This is a genomic window from Bacillus cereus group sp. N21, from assembly GCF_016483395.1.
In the GTDB taxonomy this organism is placed as follows: domain Bacteria; phylum Bacillota; class Bacilli; order Bacillales; family Bacillaceae_G; genus Bacillus_A; species Bacillus_A pseudomycoides.
Genome location: NZ_JAEHBX010000044.1, coordinates 26,404 through 41,450, shown reverse-complemented (window position 1 = coordinate 41,450; position 15,047 = coordinate 26,404). Strand labels below are relative to the sequence as shown.

The window sequence follows — 15,047 nt, the reverse complement described above, 5'->3', positions numbered from 1 at the left end:
GAGTCCATATAAATATAGAACTCAGGTTACTTAGTTGTGCTTTTTGAATACAGTCTACTTGACAGGGGTCACTTCAACATTGGTCAGCTTTCTTCATCCGATCATATTTTCACATGAAGATTAGGGGCATCCTCTTTAAGGATCGGGATTTCCCCATTATGTACGCTCCATAATGGGCATCGAACAATATATTTCTATACAATCAAACATTGAATAGAATAGGGCAAAACTTGTTCGCATTTTTAGAAAAGGGATAGGGATATAATACTAGTAATGCGTCGAATACTCGGACGCTACACTCATTATATTATAGTAAATCCTTTTATATGGGAAATATGAATTACTTACATAATTCATACGTAAAACATATTAATCCATCATTTTATATTTTTAACATTACGAAATAATAGCATTGCCAACATCGCCCCAATTAATGCAAGTGTCATATCCCACTGTGTGTCCCAAACATCTCCTAGTGTTCCAAGGAATGCTTCTGCTCCTGTCCCCGTTAATTTTGCAACTGCAAACTCTAACAACTCATATAATGCACTAAATGCTAAACAAACTGATATTACAAGTAGTTCTAGCCATCCTTTTTTTTGAATCTCAACTACCTTTATAAGTACTTCTCGTGTTAATAATGCTGGAACAAAGCCTTGCATAAAATGCCCAACACGATCATAGTAATTTCTTTCTAAATCATAAGCATCGCGTAGCCAATTGAATAATGGTACTTCTGCATATGTATAATGGCCTCCAATGAGCAATATCAACATATGAATCCAAATCCATACGTATGTGAACGTTGTAAATCGAAAACGTCGATATATAATCATTAAAATGAGTACTAAAATAGCTGCAGGTGCGACCTCTAAAACCCATGTAAAAGAATCTTTTGGGTATATTCCTGATATAAGTAATGCAATCCAAAAACCTACACATAACAATTTATGAAAATGAGCAGACACACCTCTTTCCCCCAGTACTTTATTTCTTATTCCATTAATAACATACATCCAGCTAAAACAGGTGTCATGATCATCGAAAACCTCAAAATAATACGAGGTGCATAATTTGTAAACTTCGCGCCTATATATGCCCCGAGCATTGTTCCCATTAAAACTTGTACTAATAACATGTAATCTAAATATCCTGCTGAAGTATATCCAACTCCTCCACCAATTGCAATTGGTAAAATAACAAGCATTGTAGTCCCTACTGACTGATGAATTGATAAGCCTAGTAATACCATTAATCCTAGTTGAATGAAAGGTGCTGAACCAATTCCAAATGCTCCTGCTAATATCCCAGTTGCAATTCCTAACATAGCTCCTTTTCCTAATACATATGGAGATAACTGATCTGATAAACTAGCAGACCACTCTTTTTGATTTTGCACAAAAAACAAACGAACTAACATGCATATCGCTGATAAAAATAACATACCAGCCGTAAACCAATGAAGGAGCTGTGCAGGAATCCCAGCACCAATTTTAGATCCAACATATGATCCAAGCGCACCAAATCCTCCTACAACACAGCCAATTTTCATGACAACATTTCTTTCTCGATAATGACTTATCACTCCAGAGAGTGTTGTAAATGCCATTGCTGTTAATGATGTCGCGAGCGCTATGTGAATTGGCACATGAAATACGAGAGTGAGCACTGCAATAATAAACCCAGCTCCACCTGCTCCAACAAACCCTAATAAAATCCCCATTAGAAACATTGTAATAATAATAGCCACTTTCTTTCCCCTCCAATGGCTCTATTATCTTATATATTTCTTTTTTAGCAAATAAAAAAGCATCCACATAGGATGCTTTTCACTATTTTTCTATATTCATTATATGTACTCTGTTAATCTTGATTAATTAAAATGACTGCTGGCCCAGATACTACCACTCCAGCGACTTCAATTTTTTCAAATTCTTTAACTGTAATAGATATAACCCCTTCTCTTTCCATCAATTCCTTACTCAAGGCTTCAGTTGGTATTTTTTTCACCGTCTTACCTCCTTTTCATTCTTGTTACCTTATATCAGTAATATCTTGTCATGAATCTGGCATGTAAGATTATGAAATTGTTCCAATGCATCCATATATACACTCCCCCTGCCATTTTCATTCCTTATTCCATAAAGAATATACGATTCCTTTTTGTAGCATATTGAAAAAAAATAAAAAAGCATCCTGTACGGATGCTTTCATCAGTTTAATTCACGTGAAAATTTTGTATACACACCAATACCTGCAAGCAATACCCCTAGCCCCGCAAACATTGTACCTAGGCCTAAAAAGAATGAACCGAGTGTTTGTAAATCTTCCATATGTATATCCTCTTTTCGTGTTATCTTCATATTCAATAAATAAATTGTATATCATTCCCTATTTTAATTCCATTTATTTTTAGAAAATTCCAACTTTTTAAGTATCCCTCTGACCAATAAAGTGAAACTTTAATCAGTGGATACTTTTCTTCAGCTCTCACCAATGAGACTTTTACGGGCAGTTGATTTCCCATCTAACTTCTTTGTTTTCACTGAATTTTGAAGCTTGGACTACTGGTTCAGAAAGCTCTGCACCTGTTACACGCTGCAAATCAACAGAATCGTATAAAGGAGTTGATTTTATAATATGTACGAGAAATTCTCCTTGCACTTCACTTTCAACCACTTGATTATCTCCTCGGCTAACCTCGCCTTCCATATACTCTTTCATATGTTCCTCAATGCTTTTTAACGCTTATTCATCCGTCCATATTGCTACTGTTTTTTCTACTGGGGCTGCAAATGAAGAAGTTGGCACCCTTACCACTTAAAGTGCAATTAACATTGCTAAAACATTATAAATTCCTTTTTTTCATGATACTTGTTTAACGCGTTATGTATTGAATCATTTCGTGTTAACTTCCCTCCTTTTCTAACATAATAAAAGTTATTTAGTAATCTAATAAACTTCTAGATTACAAAACTAGTTTAAAGTATAATGAAATTTTCCCAATTCACATAGACAAGAAATCCCATTTTCCACTTTTTTACATTCATTAACAAAAAAAACAGAAGACCATAACTCATAATGATCTTCTGCTTTTCATTTCAATCTTTATATAACCTATGCTCTACCACCTTATCATCATTATCAAATTGAAGAATGAGCCATTCACTATCTATAGGAATAAACCCTCTTTCATCTCCAAGGTAATAAACAGTTTGATTCATTTCCTCAAAACGCCTTGTCTCAGTTGGTTTTCCTAACAATTGTACAATCTCTTTCTTAGGTTTTCCCACTAGTTTATGTTTCGTTAGAAGATCATCTATCATATATACTCGTTTCCGTTCATCTTTTAGCCATCTATCTGTTTGAAACTTTGAATTATACTCATTTACACCTAGTTGTACGATACAAATACTGAATAATACCGCTCCCACAATTGTAATACTTTTAAATATGCCCTTATTATTACCACCAGAAAAATGAAAAACGATCCACTGAAGAGCCAGTAAAAGAATAAACGGAATTGATACCACTAAAATACTCACAGTATTATAAGACGAATGAGTCATGCCAATGATGAATATGAAAGCGATACATATAAACAAATATAAAAAAACATAAACATACAATGTTGCCCGTAATAAAAAATCTCTATACGCTCCCAATGAAAAATCACCTTTATCACATCAGATTTTTTACAACTTCACTTCTCCCATACATTCAATCATTTCTTTTATCCCTTGTAATTCTTGCACTGTATATAGTACTTTCCCTTCCAATCTTTCCTTTCTAAAATACGTAACAAGTTGCTCTCTATCCTTCAACCTCGGAAGTACTTCATTGGAAAGATCGATCATTTCATTTCCACTTCCATTTGTCTCATTGCCGAAATATACAGTGGGCTTAACTTCTTCTTTTAGAGCTTGCGAATGAACCTCTTTCAAGTAATCATATACAATTGTTGAAAGATGTTTTGCTTTATAAACGGGGTTTCCTACGTTTTCTACCATTAGAGTCATTGAATCTCCCTTTTTCATAAAAACAAATGTCTCTTCCTTCTCATATTCATTTTGATACTTACCAATCTCATCAATCATAAATGAATATACCCCTGCATTTTCTTTCGTCAATCCGTGTATCATTCTTCCTTGCCATTCTGTTGTCTCAATTACATATATTCCGGTTGTCGATAACAATATATGATCAACTCGAGTATTCCCCATTTTATTTCCTCTTCTACTATGTACTTTGGGAAGAAATATATTTGGAATAATATGTAGTTCGTCTTCAGTTATGATTCCTTCCTGAACAAATCCCCGTTTCATATAATGTAATATTTCATGCGTATTCATTTCTTCACCATTTCTAGAATACGCTCTTAATTTTGTAATTAGATCTTGTAACATATGTATCTCATTACTGTGTTTCTGTTGCATTTCACTACGCTCTTTACTATGCTGCATCGCTAATTGATTCTTCATCACTCTCATGTTTTCTACTTCTCTAGCTGCACTCTCTTTTAAATTATTGTACTTTTTACGCTCTATGTTTTTTAATGTCTCCTGCTTTTCTTCATAATCCGCTACAGCTGCAGCCATCTCACTCTGATAGTTTTCTATTGACTTTGTCTTTTCAAATTCCACTTGTTGGTTTTCTGATTCTAACTGTTTATTCTTATAAAACAGTACAAATACTCCAGCTAATAAAGCTAAAATTACACATATAAGTACATATTCCATCTTTTTTCTCCTTTATGGCTTAGTAAAATATTACCTAAACTTTTAAAATCCATTTTATTCTATTATACTACGTATTAAAATAACTCTCTGTAAAATTTGGATATACTTTTCACAGATAGCGATGGGTATCTCTCGGAATATAGCAAATGGTTTAACAAATATGTTGAAATTGAAGTTGATAGAATACATATTGAATTTTTAAAAGTAGAGTAAAAATGTCGATAATCAGATATGATAGTATAAAAAAGCCTTCAGGAAAACCTTGTTCTCGCAGTTTTTCCTGAAGACCTCTTATATTTTGAAGTAAATATATATTTTAATTTATAATTCTTTGCCTTACTACATTTAGACCTGATTATTTACTATAATCCATTTTCTTTCCATATTCCTATATCTTTTTGAAAAGAATATACTCAATAATTAAATCATAAAATAAGCTTTAAACTGTAATACCTCCATACTTTTTATTTTTCAATATACACCGAACGTACAATCGTACGAGTATAAGCTTTACCTTCTGAGTTAATACCTTTAATATCAATCGTCACATTATATACATCTGACTTTTTAATATGATTCAAAAGGCCTGTGAATGCAGCCTCATCTAACCTTTGCAGCTGATTCGATTGCGACACTAAATTCCCTTCTCGATCAACAACTCGGACAGTGAAAGAAAGATCCTCTTGTTTTCCTAGTTCTTTAGTAGATTGTTTCAATTGAAATTCAACTTTATCAGCTTTGATTTTCCCTGGCATTTTCAAAGTAAACGGTGCTTTTTGTTTATAATCACTAACAATCATATAAGCATCTTTTGCATGTGCTGTCATTAGTTTAACATGCCATTCCCCTATTTCCATTCGATTTATTTTAAATGTCCGAATAGACGCACCCTTAAAGTAGGAAGTTTCATCTCCTATCGTGACCTTACTATCTTCGTCTGTATATACTTTTCCCGACGGAGAAATAAGTTGTATTTTCACTTCTGAAGATGCTGTTAACACCGAGACAACGCCCTCTGTTTTTGTATCTACAGCAAACGTTTGATCAATCCATTTATTCTGTATTAGTTCTCCACCTAAAACGGTTTGATTAGAAGTAGTATTTAAATCATTAACAAGTTCTCTAGCATTATTATTTAAAGTATAAGGAACGAACGTGGCGGTAGAAGTACGTAAATACGGTTCAATTCGAGAAAACACCGCCGAACCTTTTCGTATATCATCATGATCAAATCTAGAATCGGTAAATAAGTGTGTTCCATAAGGTAATTTTGTACTCCATTCATTCACTAATCCATCATTGGAGCCATACGCGGAAAGGTATAGCCCACCTAAAGATAGAGCAGAGAAAGCCGGTCCCCAACTTGTACCTGCAACTGTATAGTAACGATTTAATTTAACATTTGGATTGTTATCTATTACAGAACGAAATTGTGCCATTTCACCTGTTTGTAAAGAATAAGTGCCATCGTCTCTTTGTCCGAGTAATGAAGCCAGCCAACCAGCCCACCAACTATACGATAAGTCTGCTAAATTTGATCCATAATGCGGCGAAGCCAGTGTAATGACTTTTCCTACAAAACGATTCGCACCATATTGAATGAGTGCTGCTTGAGTGTCAATTCCACCTTTACTATGAGCCACAATATTCACTTTTTTACCAAAATGATTATAAATCTCTTCTAGCTTTGCAGCCAACAATTTGCCATTATCCCACTGACTTGCAGATCCCTTCCCAGCTGCATCGTATAGTTGAACAAACACAGTTTGATATCCTGCACGATAAGCATAATCATACATATCGTTTGCATCGTGATAAACTGTTTTTCCATACCAACTATCCGCACTTCCATTTCTCCCTTGCACAAAAACAATAGGTGGCCTATTTTCATCATAATTTAAAGGCTTCTCACCTAAAAACCAATCTCCTGGATTGAATGTTTCTTTCGGTGGAAGCATCTCCCTATAAATTGGCGTAGCATTGGTCTCAGCAGTTGCAATACCACCAACAGAAGTAACCAGTAAAATGAATGCAGCAATCAACACCATACATCTTTTAAACAACGCTTGCATAATACTCCCTCCTTTTTTAGAAAGATGACGCAGAGTTTATAGATTGCTATGCTGTTGCAATACAATAACTGCTATTATTTCCAAATCTCATTTTCTTCTAAAGTTTCTAAGATTCATATTTATTCCATTAATAAGTATGATAATTTGACAGCATCGTCTTATTCTTTATAAACGATATTCTTCCTATGCTCCTTAATTCCTTTCATTCATCAATAGTACAAATGTTTCTCAACAAAAAACTTACAGATTTTATCGGTAATAATACTGAGTTAAGAAAACCCACTAGAAAAAGAAGTTATAATTTGTATGATGAAGATTTTATATTAGTTGGAGATGATTTAGAAGTTGGTGTATGTATTGAAAGAACAGAATATCATTACGAATTCAGTATGTGAGGCGTAACAGAAATTACAGCAATGTGATCATTTTTAAAAGAATAAAAAAGAGGCCTTCAAAACCTTAATACTACAAGGCTTTCTGAAGGCTTCCTTTATTCTGAAGTAAATACATATTGTAATATAACCCTTGCTTACTCAGTAACTCTTGATGTGTTCCTCTTTCTATAATTTCTCCATCATGCATAACAAAGATTTGGTCAGAATCTTGAATAGTAGATAAGCGATGTGCAATCGCAATTGTTGTTCTACCTTTTCGCATACGCTGCAACGCTGTTTGAATGGCCTCTTCCGTTTCTGTATCAATATTGGCCGTTGCTTCATCTAATACCAATACTTTCGGATTTGTCGCAATCGTTCTAGCAAACGCGATGAGTTGCCTTTGTCCACTTGAGAATGCCGCTCCCCTTTCTACTACTTCTGTATCATACTGTTCTGGTAACTTTTCAATAAACGTATTTGCTTGAACAAAACGTGCTGCTTCTTTTATTTCTTCATCCGTAATACTTTCATTATACATGCGAATGTTTTGTTTCACATTTCCGGCAAACAAGAAGGCATCTTGCAATACGAGCCCAATTCTCTTTCGAATTTCCTTCTCTTCAAACTTTTCTAAGTTTACACCGTCTATTAAAATATGACCCCCTTTAATATCATAAAACCGCATCAACAAGTTCATAATTGTACTTTTCCCACTTCCGGTATGCCCAACAAAAGCAACTGTTTGCCCAGGTTTTACATGAAAAGATACATTTTTTAAAACATCACGTTTTCCGTCGTATGAAAATGTAACATCTTTAAATTCAATTTCTCCTTCATGTACTTTCGGCTCTCCATTCCCTTGTTGAATAGGCGCTAAATCTTTTTCATCCATCAAATGAAAGACACGTGATGAAGAAACAAGTGCTTGTTGGAAGAAAGATAATTTCATCATCATTTCATTTGCAGGTTGGAAAAAACGATGAATATAGTTAACAAAAGCATATAATACCCCAACTTCAACTGGACTATTCAAAGCGTCAATTCCAAATAATGCGAGCACCAATGCAATCGCCACAATATGAACAAGATCTGTTGCCGGTCGTAAAAACAATGCATCTAATTTTAACGTACGGCGCCCAGCACTGTAATGCTTATTATTTACTTCTTCAAATTCTTTTCGCATCCGTTTTTCTTGACGAAACACTTGCACAATGTTCATCCCTTGAATCGATTCATTAAGCTTTGCATTTAAAATACTTAATTGATTGCGAAGTTCTAAATAAAAAACAGAGCTTTTCCTGCGATACATGGTCATAATCGTCAACATAATTGGTATTAATAAAAGAGAAAACAATGTAAGTTTCACATTAAGTAAAAACATAGCCACTAAAATTCCAATTAAAAATACTACATTTTTTACAAATGTTGATAACACACTCACATAGAAATCTTTAATTGCTTCTGTATCATTTGTTATACGAGATACGAGGGTACCAATTGGTGTACGGTCAAAAAAGCTTAATGACAACCGTTGTACATGTTCATACACTTCCACTCGCATATCTTGCACAATTTTGAAAGCTATATTTTGGAAATATAATAAATTTAAATACGTAAATAAAACCTTTAATAAATGAGCAATCATATATACAACAAATAAGGTTACAAGTGCTGATTGTTCAAAGTTACGGGGAACTAAATGTTCATCAAGAAACTGTTTAATTAAAAACGGACCCATCATTTCTGTAACAGTTGCACCAACTAGAAATAGAAATGCTAGTGACAATAAGCCTTTATATGGTTTCATATAAGAAAGTAATCGCCATAAATCGCTTCTTTTTTTCTCAGCCATTATATGCCTCCCTTCTCAACTAACGCTTCTAACTGCTGGCTTTCATACATCTCTTTATACCAACCTTCTTGCCTCATTAGTTGTTCATGTGTACCACGCTCTACAATTTTCCCTTCATCAACAACAAGAATAAGATTTGCATGTTGAATGGCACTTAACCGATGTGCTGTAATAATCGTTGTTTTTTGCTCTCTTTCTCGTTTCAGCGCTGTTAAAATTGTTTCTTCTGTCTTTGCATCAACTGCTGATAAACAATCATCTAAAATTAAAATTTCAGCATTCGTTAGTAAAGCACGTGCAATAGAAATCCTTTGTTTTTGACCACCTGATAAAGACACTCCTCGTTCCCCTACTACCGTATCGTATCCTTCTGGAAATTGAACAATATCATCATGAATACAAGCAATATCAGCAGCACATGCAATTTCTTTATATGTAGCATCAGCCTTTCCAAATGCAATATTTTCCCCTATACTTGCTGAAAATAGGAAATGGTCTTGAGGAACATACGAAATAGCAGATCGAACGCCATGCAGCGTCATATCACGAATATCTTTCCCACCAACTTGCAGCGATCCATTAAAATGATCATATTCCCTGATTAAACATTTTAACAATGTCGTTTTCCCTGCACCAGTGCGGCCAACAATACCTAATGTTTCACCCTTTTTCAGTGTGAAATGAATATCTTCTAAATGGAGAGTTTCATTTTTCTTATAGGAAAATGTATCAATTGCAAACGTTATATCACCGCTTGCCTCTTTATGTACCGCTCCATCTTTGTTCACAACATCTGAAGTTTGAGATAATATTTTTTCCACACGGTCATATGAAGCACGACCACGTTCCATAATATTAAATAGCCAACCAAATGCGAGCATCGGCCAAACAAGCGTCCCTAAATATGTTGTAAATGTAATTAACTCACCAACTGTCAGTTCTCCGCGAACAACTAATAGTGATCCATAGCACACAGCGATTAAGAATGAAAAACCGACAATAAGAGAAATTGTTGGATCAAATAATGAATCGATACGCGCAACTAACATATTTTTATGCACAACATCTTCTGACTTTTTTCGAAATGCTTGTAAATCTTCCTTTTCTTGACCAATTGAGCGAATCACCTTCATTCCACTCATACTTTCTTGTACTTTATCATTGATCTCAGAAAACGCTTGCTGTGCTTTATGAAAACGTCTGTGTAATAAAGTACCATAATAATTAGTTGAAATCGCTACAATCGGCATTGGGATTAAACTTAACAATGTTAACTTCCAACTAATCGTAACCCCCATAGCCACTAGCACGCATCCACCTACGGCTAACGAATCAACAAGCGTCAAAACGCCCGCTCCAGCTGTCTGTTGGATTGCTTGAATATCATTCGTTGCATGGGCCATTAAGTCCCCTGTACGATGTGATTGATAAAAAGATGGACTCATGTTTGTAAAATGTTCATATAATTTCTTTCGTAATTGGCGCGCGAGCTTTAAAGAAGACCCAAAAATCATAATACGCCATATGTAACGTAATATATACATTGTAATCCCGACAACTACTAAAAGAACAACCCATTGTAACAACTTTTCAGATGTTAGCGTTTGGTTATTAATTTGGTCTACAACAACTCCAATTACTTTTGGTGCAACAAGCTCAAGAAGTGCTACACCAAATAACAAAATAATTCCCGTTATGTACGCCCGTTTTTCTTGTTTAAAAAACCACGCTAAATTAAAAAATACCTTCATTATATCCCCCTCCCTTGAAATGAGCGATGTTTTCAGTTTATCAAAAATACAGAATTTTTAAAAGTTTTAAACACTAAAGTTTTCCAAAAGAAAAGGACACTCTTATCGAGTGCCCCCTTTAGCGCTTATTTCATTTGTTGTTTGTTCATTGCGCTCATCATTTGATTGATTTTCTTTTGGGATGGTTTTTGTCCCATTTGCATCATCATCATTTTTAACATTTGTTCATTGATTGGTGGATTTTTTTGTAAGTAATTCATCATATATTTGCGGGCGATGAAAAATCCTAACGCCACGCCTGCTACTAGTGCTAATACGCCCACTAGAACAACTACCCAAATTGACATATATTTTCCTCCTTCATGTTGTCTACCTTACAGTGTACTAAAACCTTTTCAATAAGACAAGATTGTATTCGACATTTTTTACACATATGTTCGTGCTTGTTTCAGAGGATTTAACCAACCATACTTTTTATTTTCATAATCCATTGCTAAAAATGTCAATTCGCATTTCCTGAGAACCTCAAAGAAAGTCGTTTCCATCGACACATTTCCGGATGTACTCATTTGAATATATTGTGATTTCACCGTTATTTCGCCGTATTCTGCCCCAGTATAAAGCATGTGCGTATGATGTGTTCTATTATACTTCCCAAAACTACGTAAAACCTGTTCTAATTTATGGTGAATTCTCATTACTTGTAATGGTGTCGTAATATACATCATCTGCTTATATAACACTTTCTTTTCCGAAAGGGAATCAGATTCTGAAAATCGAGCAAATAAATCGAAAAACAAATACTCCCGACCAAAGTATGCCTTCGCAACATCTTCTTGAATTAAATACAATTCATACGTTTTCATACTTTCCCTCCCGCTCTGGACAACCTTTTCTCTTCATTATATAGAAGAAAATATGCAATGATTGTCTGACTACGGAGAAAGAAAAAACTTTTTCTGTCGAATAAACTCATTTACATAGAAAAATCTCTCCATGCCGGAGAGATTTTTCACAAACCATTAAAGCATTTCTTTTACTTTACGAACAACATTTTCTACAGTGAATCCATACTCTTCCATGATCTTTTCACCAGGAGCAGAAGCACCGAATGTATCGATACCTAGTACATCTCCTTCAAGACCAACGTAACGGTGCCATCCGAAAGTCGCACCCATTTCAATTGCGAAACGTTTTGTTACTGCTTTTGGTAATACAGATTCTTTATATTCAGCAGATTGCGCTTCAAAGCGATCCATAGATGGCATGCTGACAACAGCTGCATCAACACCATCTTCTGCTAATGCTTTTTGCGCTTCAATCGCTAAGCTTACTTCAGAACCAGTTGCAAGTAAGATTACATCAGCAATTTCTTTCTTGCTTGCAGAAATTACATACGCTCCTTTTGCAACTTTTTCATACGTATCGTCTTTTGCACCTTCTAATGTTGGAAGATCTTGACGAGTTAAAATTAATGCAGTTGGTGTGTTTGTAGACCCTAAAGCTAACTTCCAAGCTGCAACAGACTCGTTACCGTCAGCAGGACGAATAACAGATACATTTGGCATTGCACGAAGCGCCGCTAACTGCTCGACCGGTTCATGTGTTGGACCATCTTCACCAACAGCGATACTGTCATGTGTAAACACATATGTTACAGGCAATTGCATTAATGCTGCAAGACGGATTGCTGGACGTAAGTAATCAGAGAATACGAAGAACGTACCACCGTAAGTTTTTAAGCCGCCATGAAGTGCGATACCGTTCATTGCTGCACCCATTGCGAACTCACGTACACCGTACCAAATATTTTTACCGCTGTAGTCAGCTCTTGTAAAGTCTTTTTCGTTATTCATGTATGTTTTGTTAGAACCAGCAAGGTCTGCAGATCCACCAAAGAATGATGGTACCGCTTCTGCAATCGCGTTAATTACAGTACCTGAAGAAGAACGAGTTGCTGTTTTTGATCCTAATTCATAAGTTGGTAAGTTTTGATCCCAACCTTCTGGAAGAAGACCCTTCATCGCTGTTTGTAATTCATTTGCTAATTCTGGATATGCTTGTGCGTATTCACCAAGCATTGTGTTCCACTCAGCTTGAGCTGTTTCGCCAACATCTTGTACCGTTTTACGGAAGTTATCATATACTTCTTCTGATACATGGAAGTCTTGTTCAGCTGTCCAAGCATACGCTTCTTTTGTTAATTTTGTTTCGTCTACACCTAGTGGAGAACCGTGTGAAGCTGATTTTCCTGATTTGTTTGGAGAACCGAAACCGATTGTTGTTCTTACTTCGATTAGCGTTGGGCGTTTTTCGTCAGCTTTCGCTTCCTCAATTGCTTTCGCAATTGCTGCAACATCGTTTCCATCCTCAACACGGATTACTTGCCAACCATATGCTTTATAACGATCTTCTACACTTTCAGAGAATGAACGATTTAAATCACCATCTAATGAAATATCATTAGAATCGTATAATACAACAAGTCGACCTAATCCTAAGTGAGCAGCTAATGAAGATGCTTCAGCAGAAACGCCTTCCATTAAATCGCCATCACCGCAAATTGCGTATGTATAATGGTCAACTACATTGTATGCATCACGGTTATACTTCGCTGCTAAATGTCTCTCAGCCATTGCCATACCAACAGCTGTCGAAATACCTTGTCCAAGCGGACCAGTTGTTGCATCTACGCCTGCTGTGTGACCATACTCAGGATGTCCTGGAGTTTTGCTTCCCCATTGACGGAAATTCTTTAAATCATCCATTGTTACGTCGTAACCAGATAGATGAAGTAGGCTGTATAATAACATTGAACCATGGCCTGCAGATAATACGAAACGATCGCGGTTAAACCACGTTGGGTTATTTGGATTATGTTTCATAAATTGCGTCCATAATGTATAAGCCATTGGTGCTGCACCCATTGGCATTCCTGGGTGACCAGAGTTTGCTTTTTCAATCGCATCAATGGATAATGTGCGAATCGTGTTGATAGAAAGTTGTTCGATTGAATGTGACATGCTATTCTTCCCTTCGCTTATATTAGTAAACGTTTTACACATTTATATGATAGCTTCCCACGCAAGATTATACAACATGTATCGACAAATATGTTGATGTTTTTTCGAATTTGTTCAAAAAACATACTAAATTTCACAATGTATAGGGTTTCAATCTGCTATACTTTTTCATTATTCATTTATTGATAATAAAGGGAATTATCTGTATTTTCATACGTGGCTCATAAAAATCTTTAGCAAATATTCTGCCCCCTCCATACCGCTCCTCTATTTACCATTTATTTACAACATATATAATAGAAATGAATATATATTAATTTTCATCGTATATATCAAATAAAAACTGCGGGAGGAGAAATGATGAGTGAACAAGTGGTTTCCTAAACCCTTTTAATTGTTTTTTCCCTTATTACAATTAGTTCTATTTACTTTTCAGTAAAATTAAAGTCACCTTATAAATACCTCCCAGGTGTTGTCATGCTTATTCTCTCCATTGGCACGTTCAGCATACTATATTTTGATCGAGGTATAATGATAACGAGTGAAGGATTAGGCTATTTATATAGTCTCATTGCAATCCTCTTGTTACTTATCGCCAGTATTTCTTTATTCATAGCAATTGCTATTTCTTTTATTTCAGCTTTATTTAGAAAAAATTAACATTTGTTATATCTGAGCACTACGCTCGATAAAAAATTAAATTCCAAAATGCAAAAGGTGTCCTTCTCCCGCTTCCACTTTATAGAGTAATCTAATTAAAGACTCTAACTCTGTACAAAGAATATCTCGATTAAAACTAAAGTATTCATACTCTCCATCCGTATCACACTCTACCGTCCATTGAAATGAGCCTGTGAGTTCTATTTTTTCAGGTCCCAATGAAAAGAGATTGACTAATGAGCGAAATAGGTTGATCGCTATTTCTGCTCCCTCTTTCTCGATTTTTGTAATACCATAATAATGGATACCAAACCCTTTCTCTTTCTTAAAAGGATTATATGTTGGAATCCACTGTAAAAAATCTGACACATACAAAACAATTTCATCACTGAATATCACGAATTCTTCAACAACCGTTCCATCTTTATAAAAAAACTCCCTGTCATGCCAAGAAAAATCTTCAGAACTTAGCTCTCCTTTTTCATTTGAAACAAATACAAATTCATGTTGCAAAGCCATAGTATTCTCCTCCTTCTCCTGTCATCATACGATACTCCGAAAACATTTTCATTT

At 35.2% G+C, this 15,047-nt stretch carries 13 protein-coding genes and 1 pseudogene; 1 reads left to right on the top strand and 13 read right to left on the bottom strand.

The genetic code is table 11. The annotated features are described in order from the left end of the window. Positions 1-377 precede the first annotated feature (377 nt). The 7 genes from JDS96_RS21070 to JDS96_RS21040 all read right to left on the bottom strand — a co-directional run bounded on the left by JDS96_RS21070 (position 378) and on the right by JDS96_RS21040 (position 6,811). Positions 378-968, bottom strand: coding sequence for a DUF2238 domain-containing protein (locus tag JDS96_RS21070; protein ID WP_199667929.1), 591 nt, complete (start codon positions 966-968; stop codon positions 378-380). Positions 969-994: 26 nt separating this feature from the next. Continuing rightward, a complete protein-coding gene (locus tag JDS96_RS21065; RefSeq protein ID WP_098206625.1) occupies positions 995-1,750 on the bottom strand; it encodes a sulfite exporter TauE/SafE family protein in 756 nt (251 codons plus the stop codon). A 113-nt stretch (positions 1,751-1,863) separates the two neighbouring features. Continuing rightward, a complete protein-coding gene (locus tag JDS96_RS21060) occupies positions 1,864-2,010 on the bottom strand; it encodes a BC1881 family protein (RefSeq protein WP_003199195.1) in 147 nt (48 codons plus the stop codon). 495 nt (positions 2,011-2,505) lie between these two features. Next, entirely contained in the window at positions 2,506-2,724 is a 219-nt protein-coding gene (locus JDS96_RS21055) for a hypothetical protein (protein ID WP_199667928.1), read from the bottom strand. A 377-nt stretch (positions 2,725-3,101) separates the two neighbouring features. Continuing rightward, on the bottom strand, positions 3,102-3,665 hold the full coding sequence (locus JDS96_RS21050; RefSeq protein ID WP_199667927.1) for a hypothetical protein: 564 nt from the start codon (positions 3,663-3,665) through the stop codon (positions 3,102-3,104). A gap of 30 nt (positions 3,666-3,695) precedes the next feature. Then, complete coding sequence (locus tag JDS96_RS21045) at positions 3,696-4,739, bottom strand: nuclease-related domain-containing protein (RefSeq protein ID WP_199667926.1); 1,044 nt, start codon at positions 4,737-4,739, stop codon at positions 3,696-3,698. A 464-nt stretch (positions 4,740-5,203) separates the two neighbouring features. After that, entirely contained in the window at positions 5,204-6,811 is a 1,608-nt protein-coding gene (locus JDS96_RS21040) for an esterase/lipase family protein (RefSeq protein WP_033796330.1), read from the bottom strand. Between the two features lie 314 nt (positions 6,812-7,125). On the opposite strand from JDS96_RS21040, the pseudogene JDS96_RS33480 reads away from it, so the two are divergent. Then, positions 7,126-7,206, top strand: a pseudogene (locus JDS96_RS33480) (YxiF family protein); the annotation flags it as partial. Positions 7,207-7,276: 70 nt separating this feature from the next. Here the strand turns inward: JDS96_RS33480 and JDS96_RS21035 are convergent. From JDS96_RS21035 to JDS96_RS21010, 6 genes are all read right to left on the bottom strand, one after another. Continuing rightward, positions 7,277-9,040 carry an ABC transporter ATP-binding protein gene (locus tag JDS96_RS21035; protein ID WP_199667925.1) on the bottom strand — a complete coding sequence of 588 codons (1,764 nt, stop codon included), beginning with the start codon at positions 9,038-9,040 and terminating at the stop codon, positions 7,277-7,279. Further along, positions 9,040-10,791, bottom strand: a complete 1,752-nt coding sequence (locus JDS96_RS21030) for an ABC transporter transmembrane domain-containing protein (protein ID WP_199667924.1) — start codon at positions 10,789-10,791, stop codon at positions 9,040-9,042. Before JDS96_RS21030 ends, JDS96_RS21035 begins: the two co-directional genes overlap by 1 nt. Before the next feature lie 125 nt (positions 10,792-10,916). Continuing rightward, complete coding sequence (locus tag JDS96_RS21025; RefSeq protein WP_003199214.1) at positions 10,917-11,138, bottom strand: YneF family protein; 222 nt, start codon at positions 11,136-11,138, stop codon at positions 10,917-10,919. A gap of 78 nt (positions 11,139-11,216) precedes the next feature. After that, positions 11,217-11,657, bottom strand: coding sequence for a sporulation inhibitor of replication protein SirA (sirA, locus tag JDS96_RS21020; protein ID WP_003199216.1), 441 nt, complete (start codon positions 11,655-11,657; stop codon positions 11,217-11,219). Positions 11,658-11,813: 156 nt separating this feature from the next. Next, a complete protein-coding gene (gene tkt / locus JDS96_RS21015) occupies positions 11,814-13,814 on the bottom strand; it encodes a transketolase (protein WP_003199219.1) in 2,001 nt (666 codons plus the stop codon). Positions 13,815-14,510: 696 nt separating this feature from the next. Next, the gene (locus JDS96_RS21010; RefSeq protein WP_199667923.1) at positions 14,511-14,993 is read right to left on the bottom strand and encodes a coproporphyrinogen III oxidase; all 483 of its coding nucleotides are present in this window, start codon (positions 14,991-14,993) and stop codon (positions 14,511-14,513) included. Positions 14,994-15,047 lie beyond the last annotated feature (54 nt).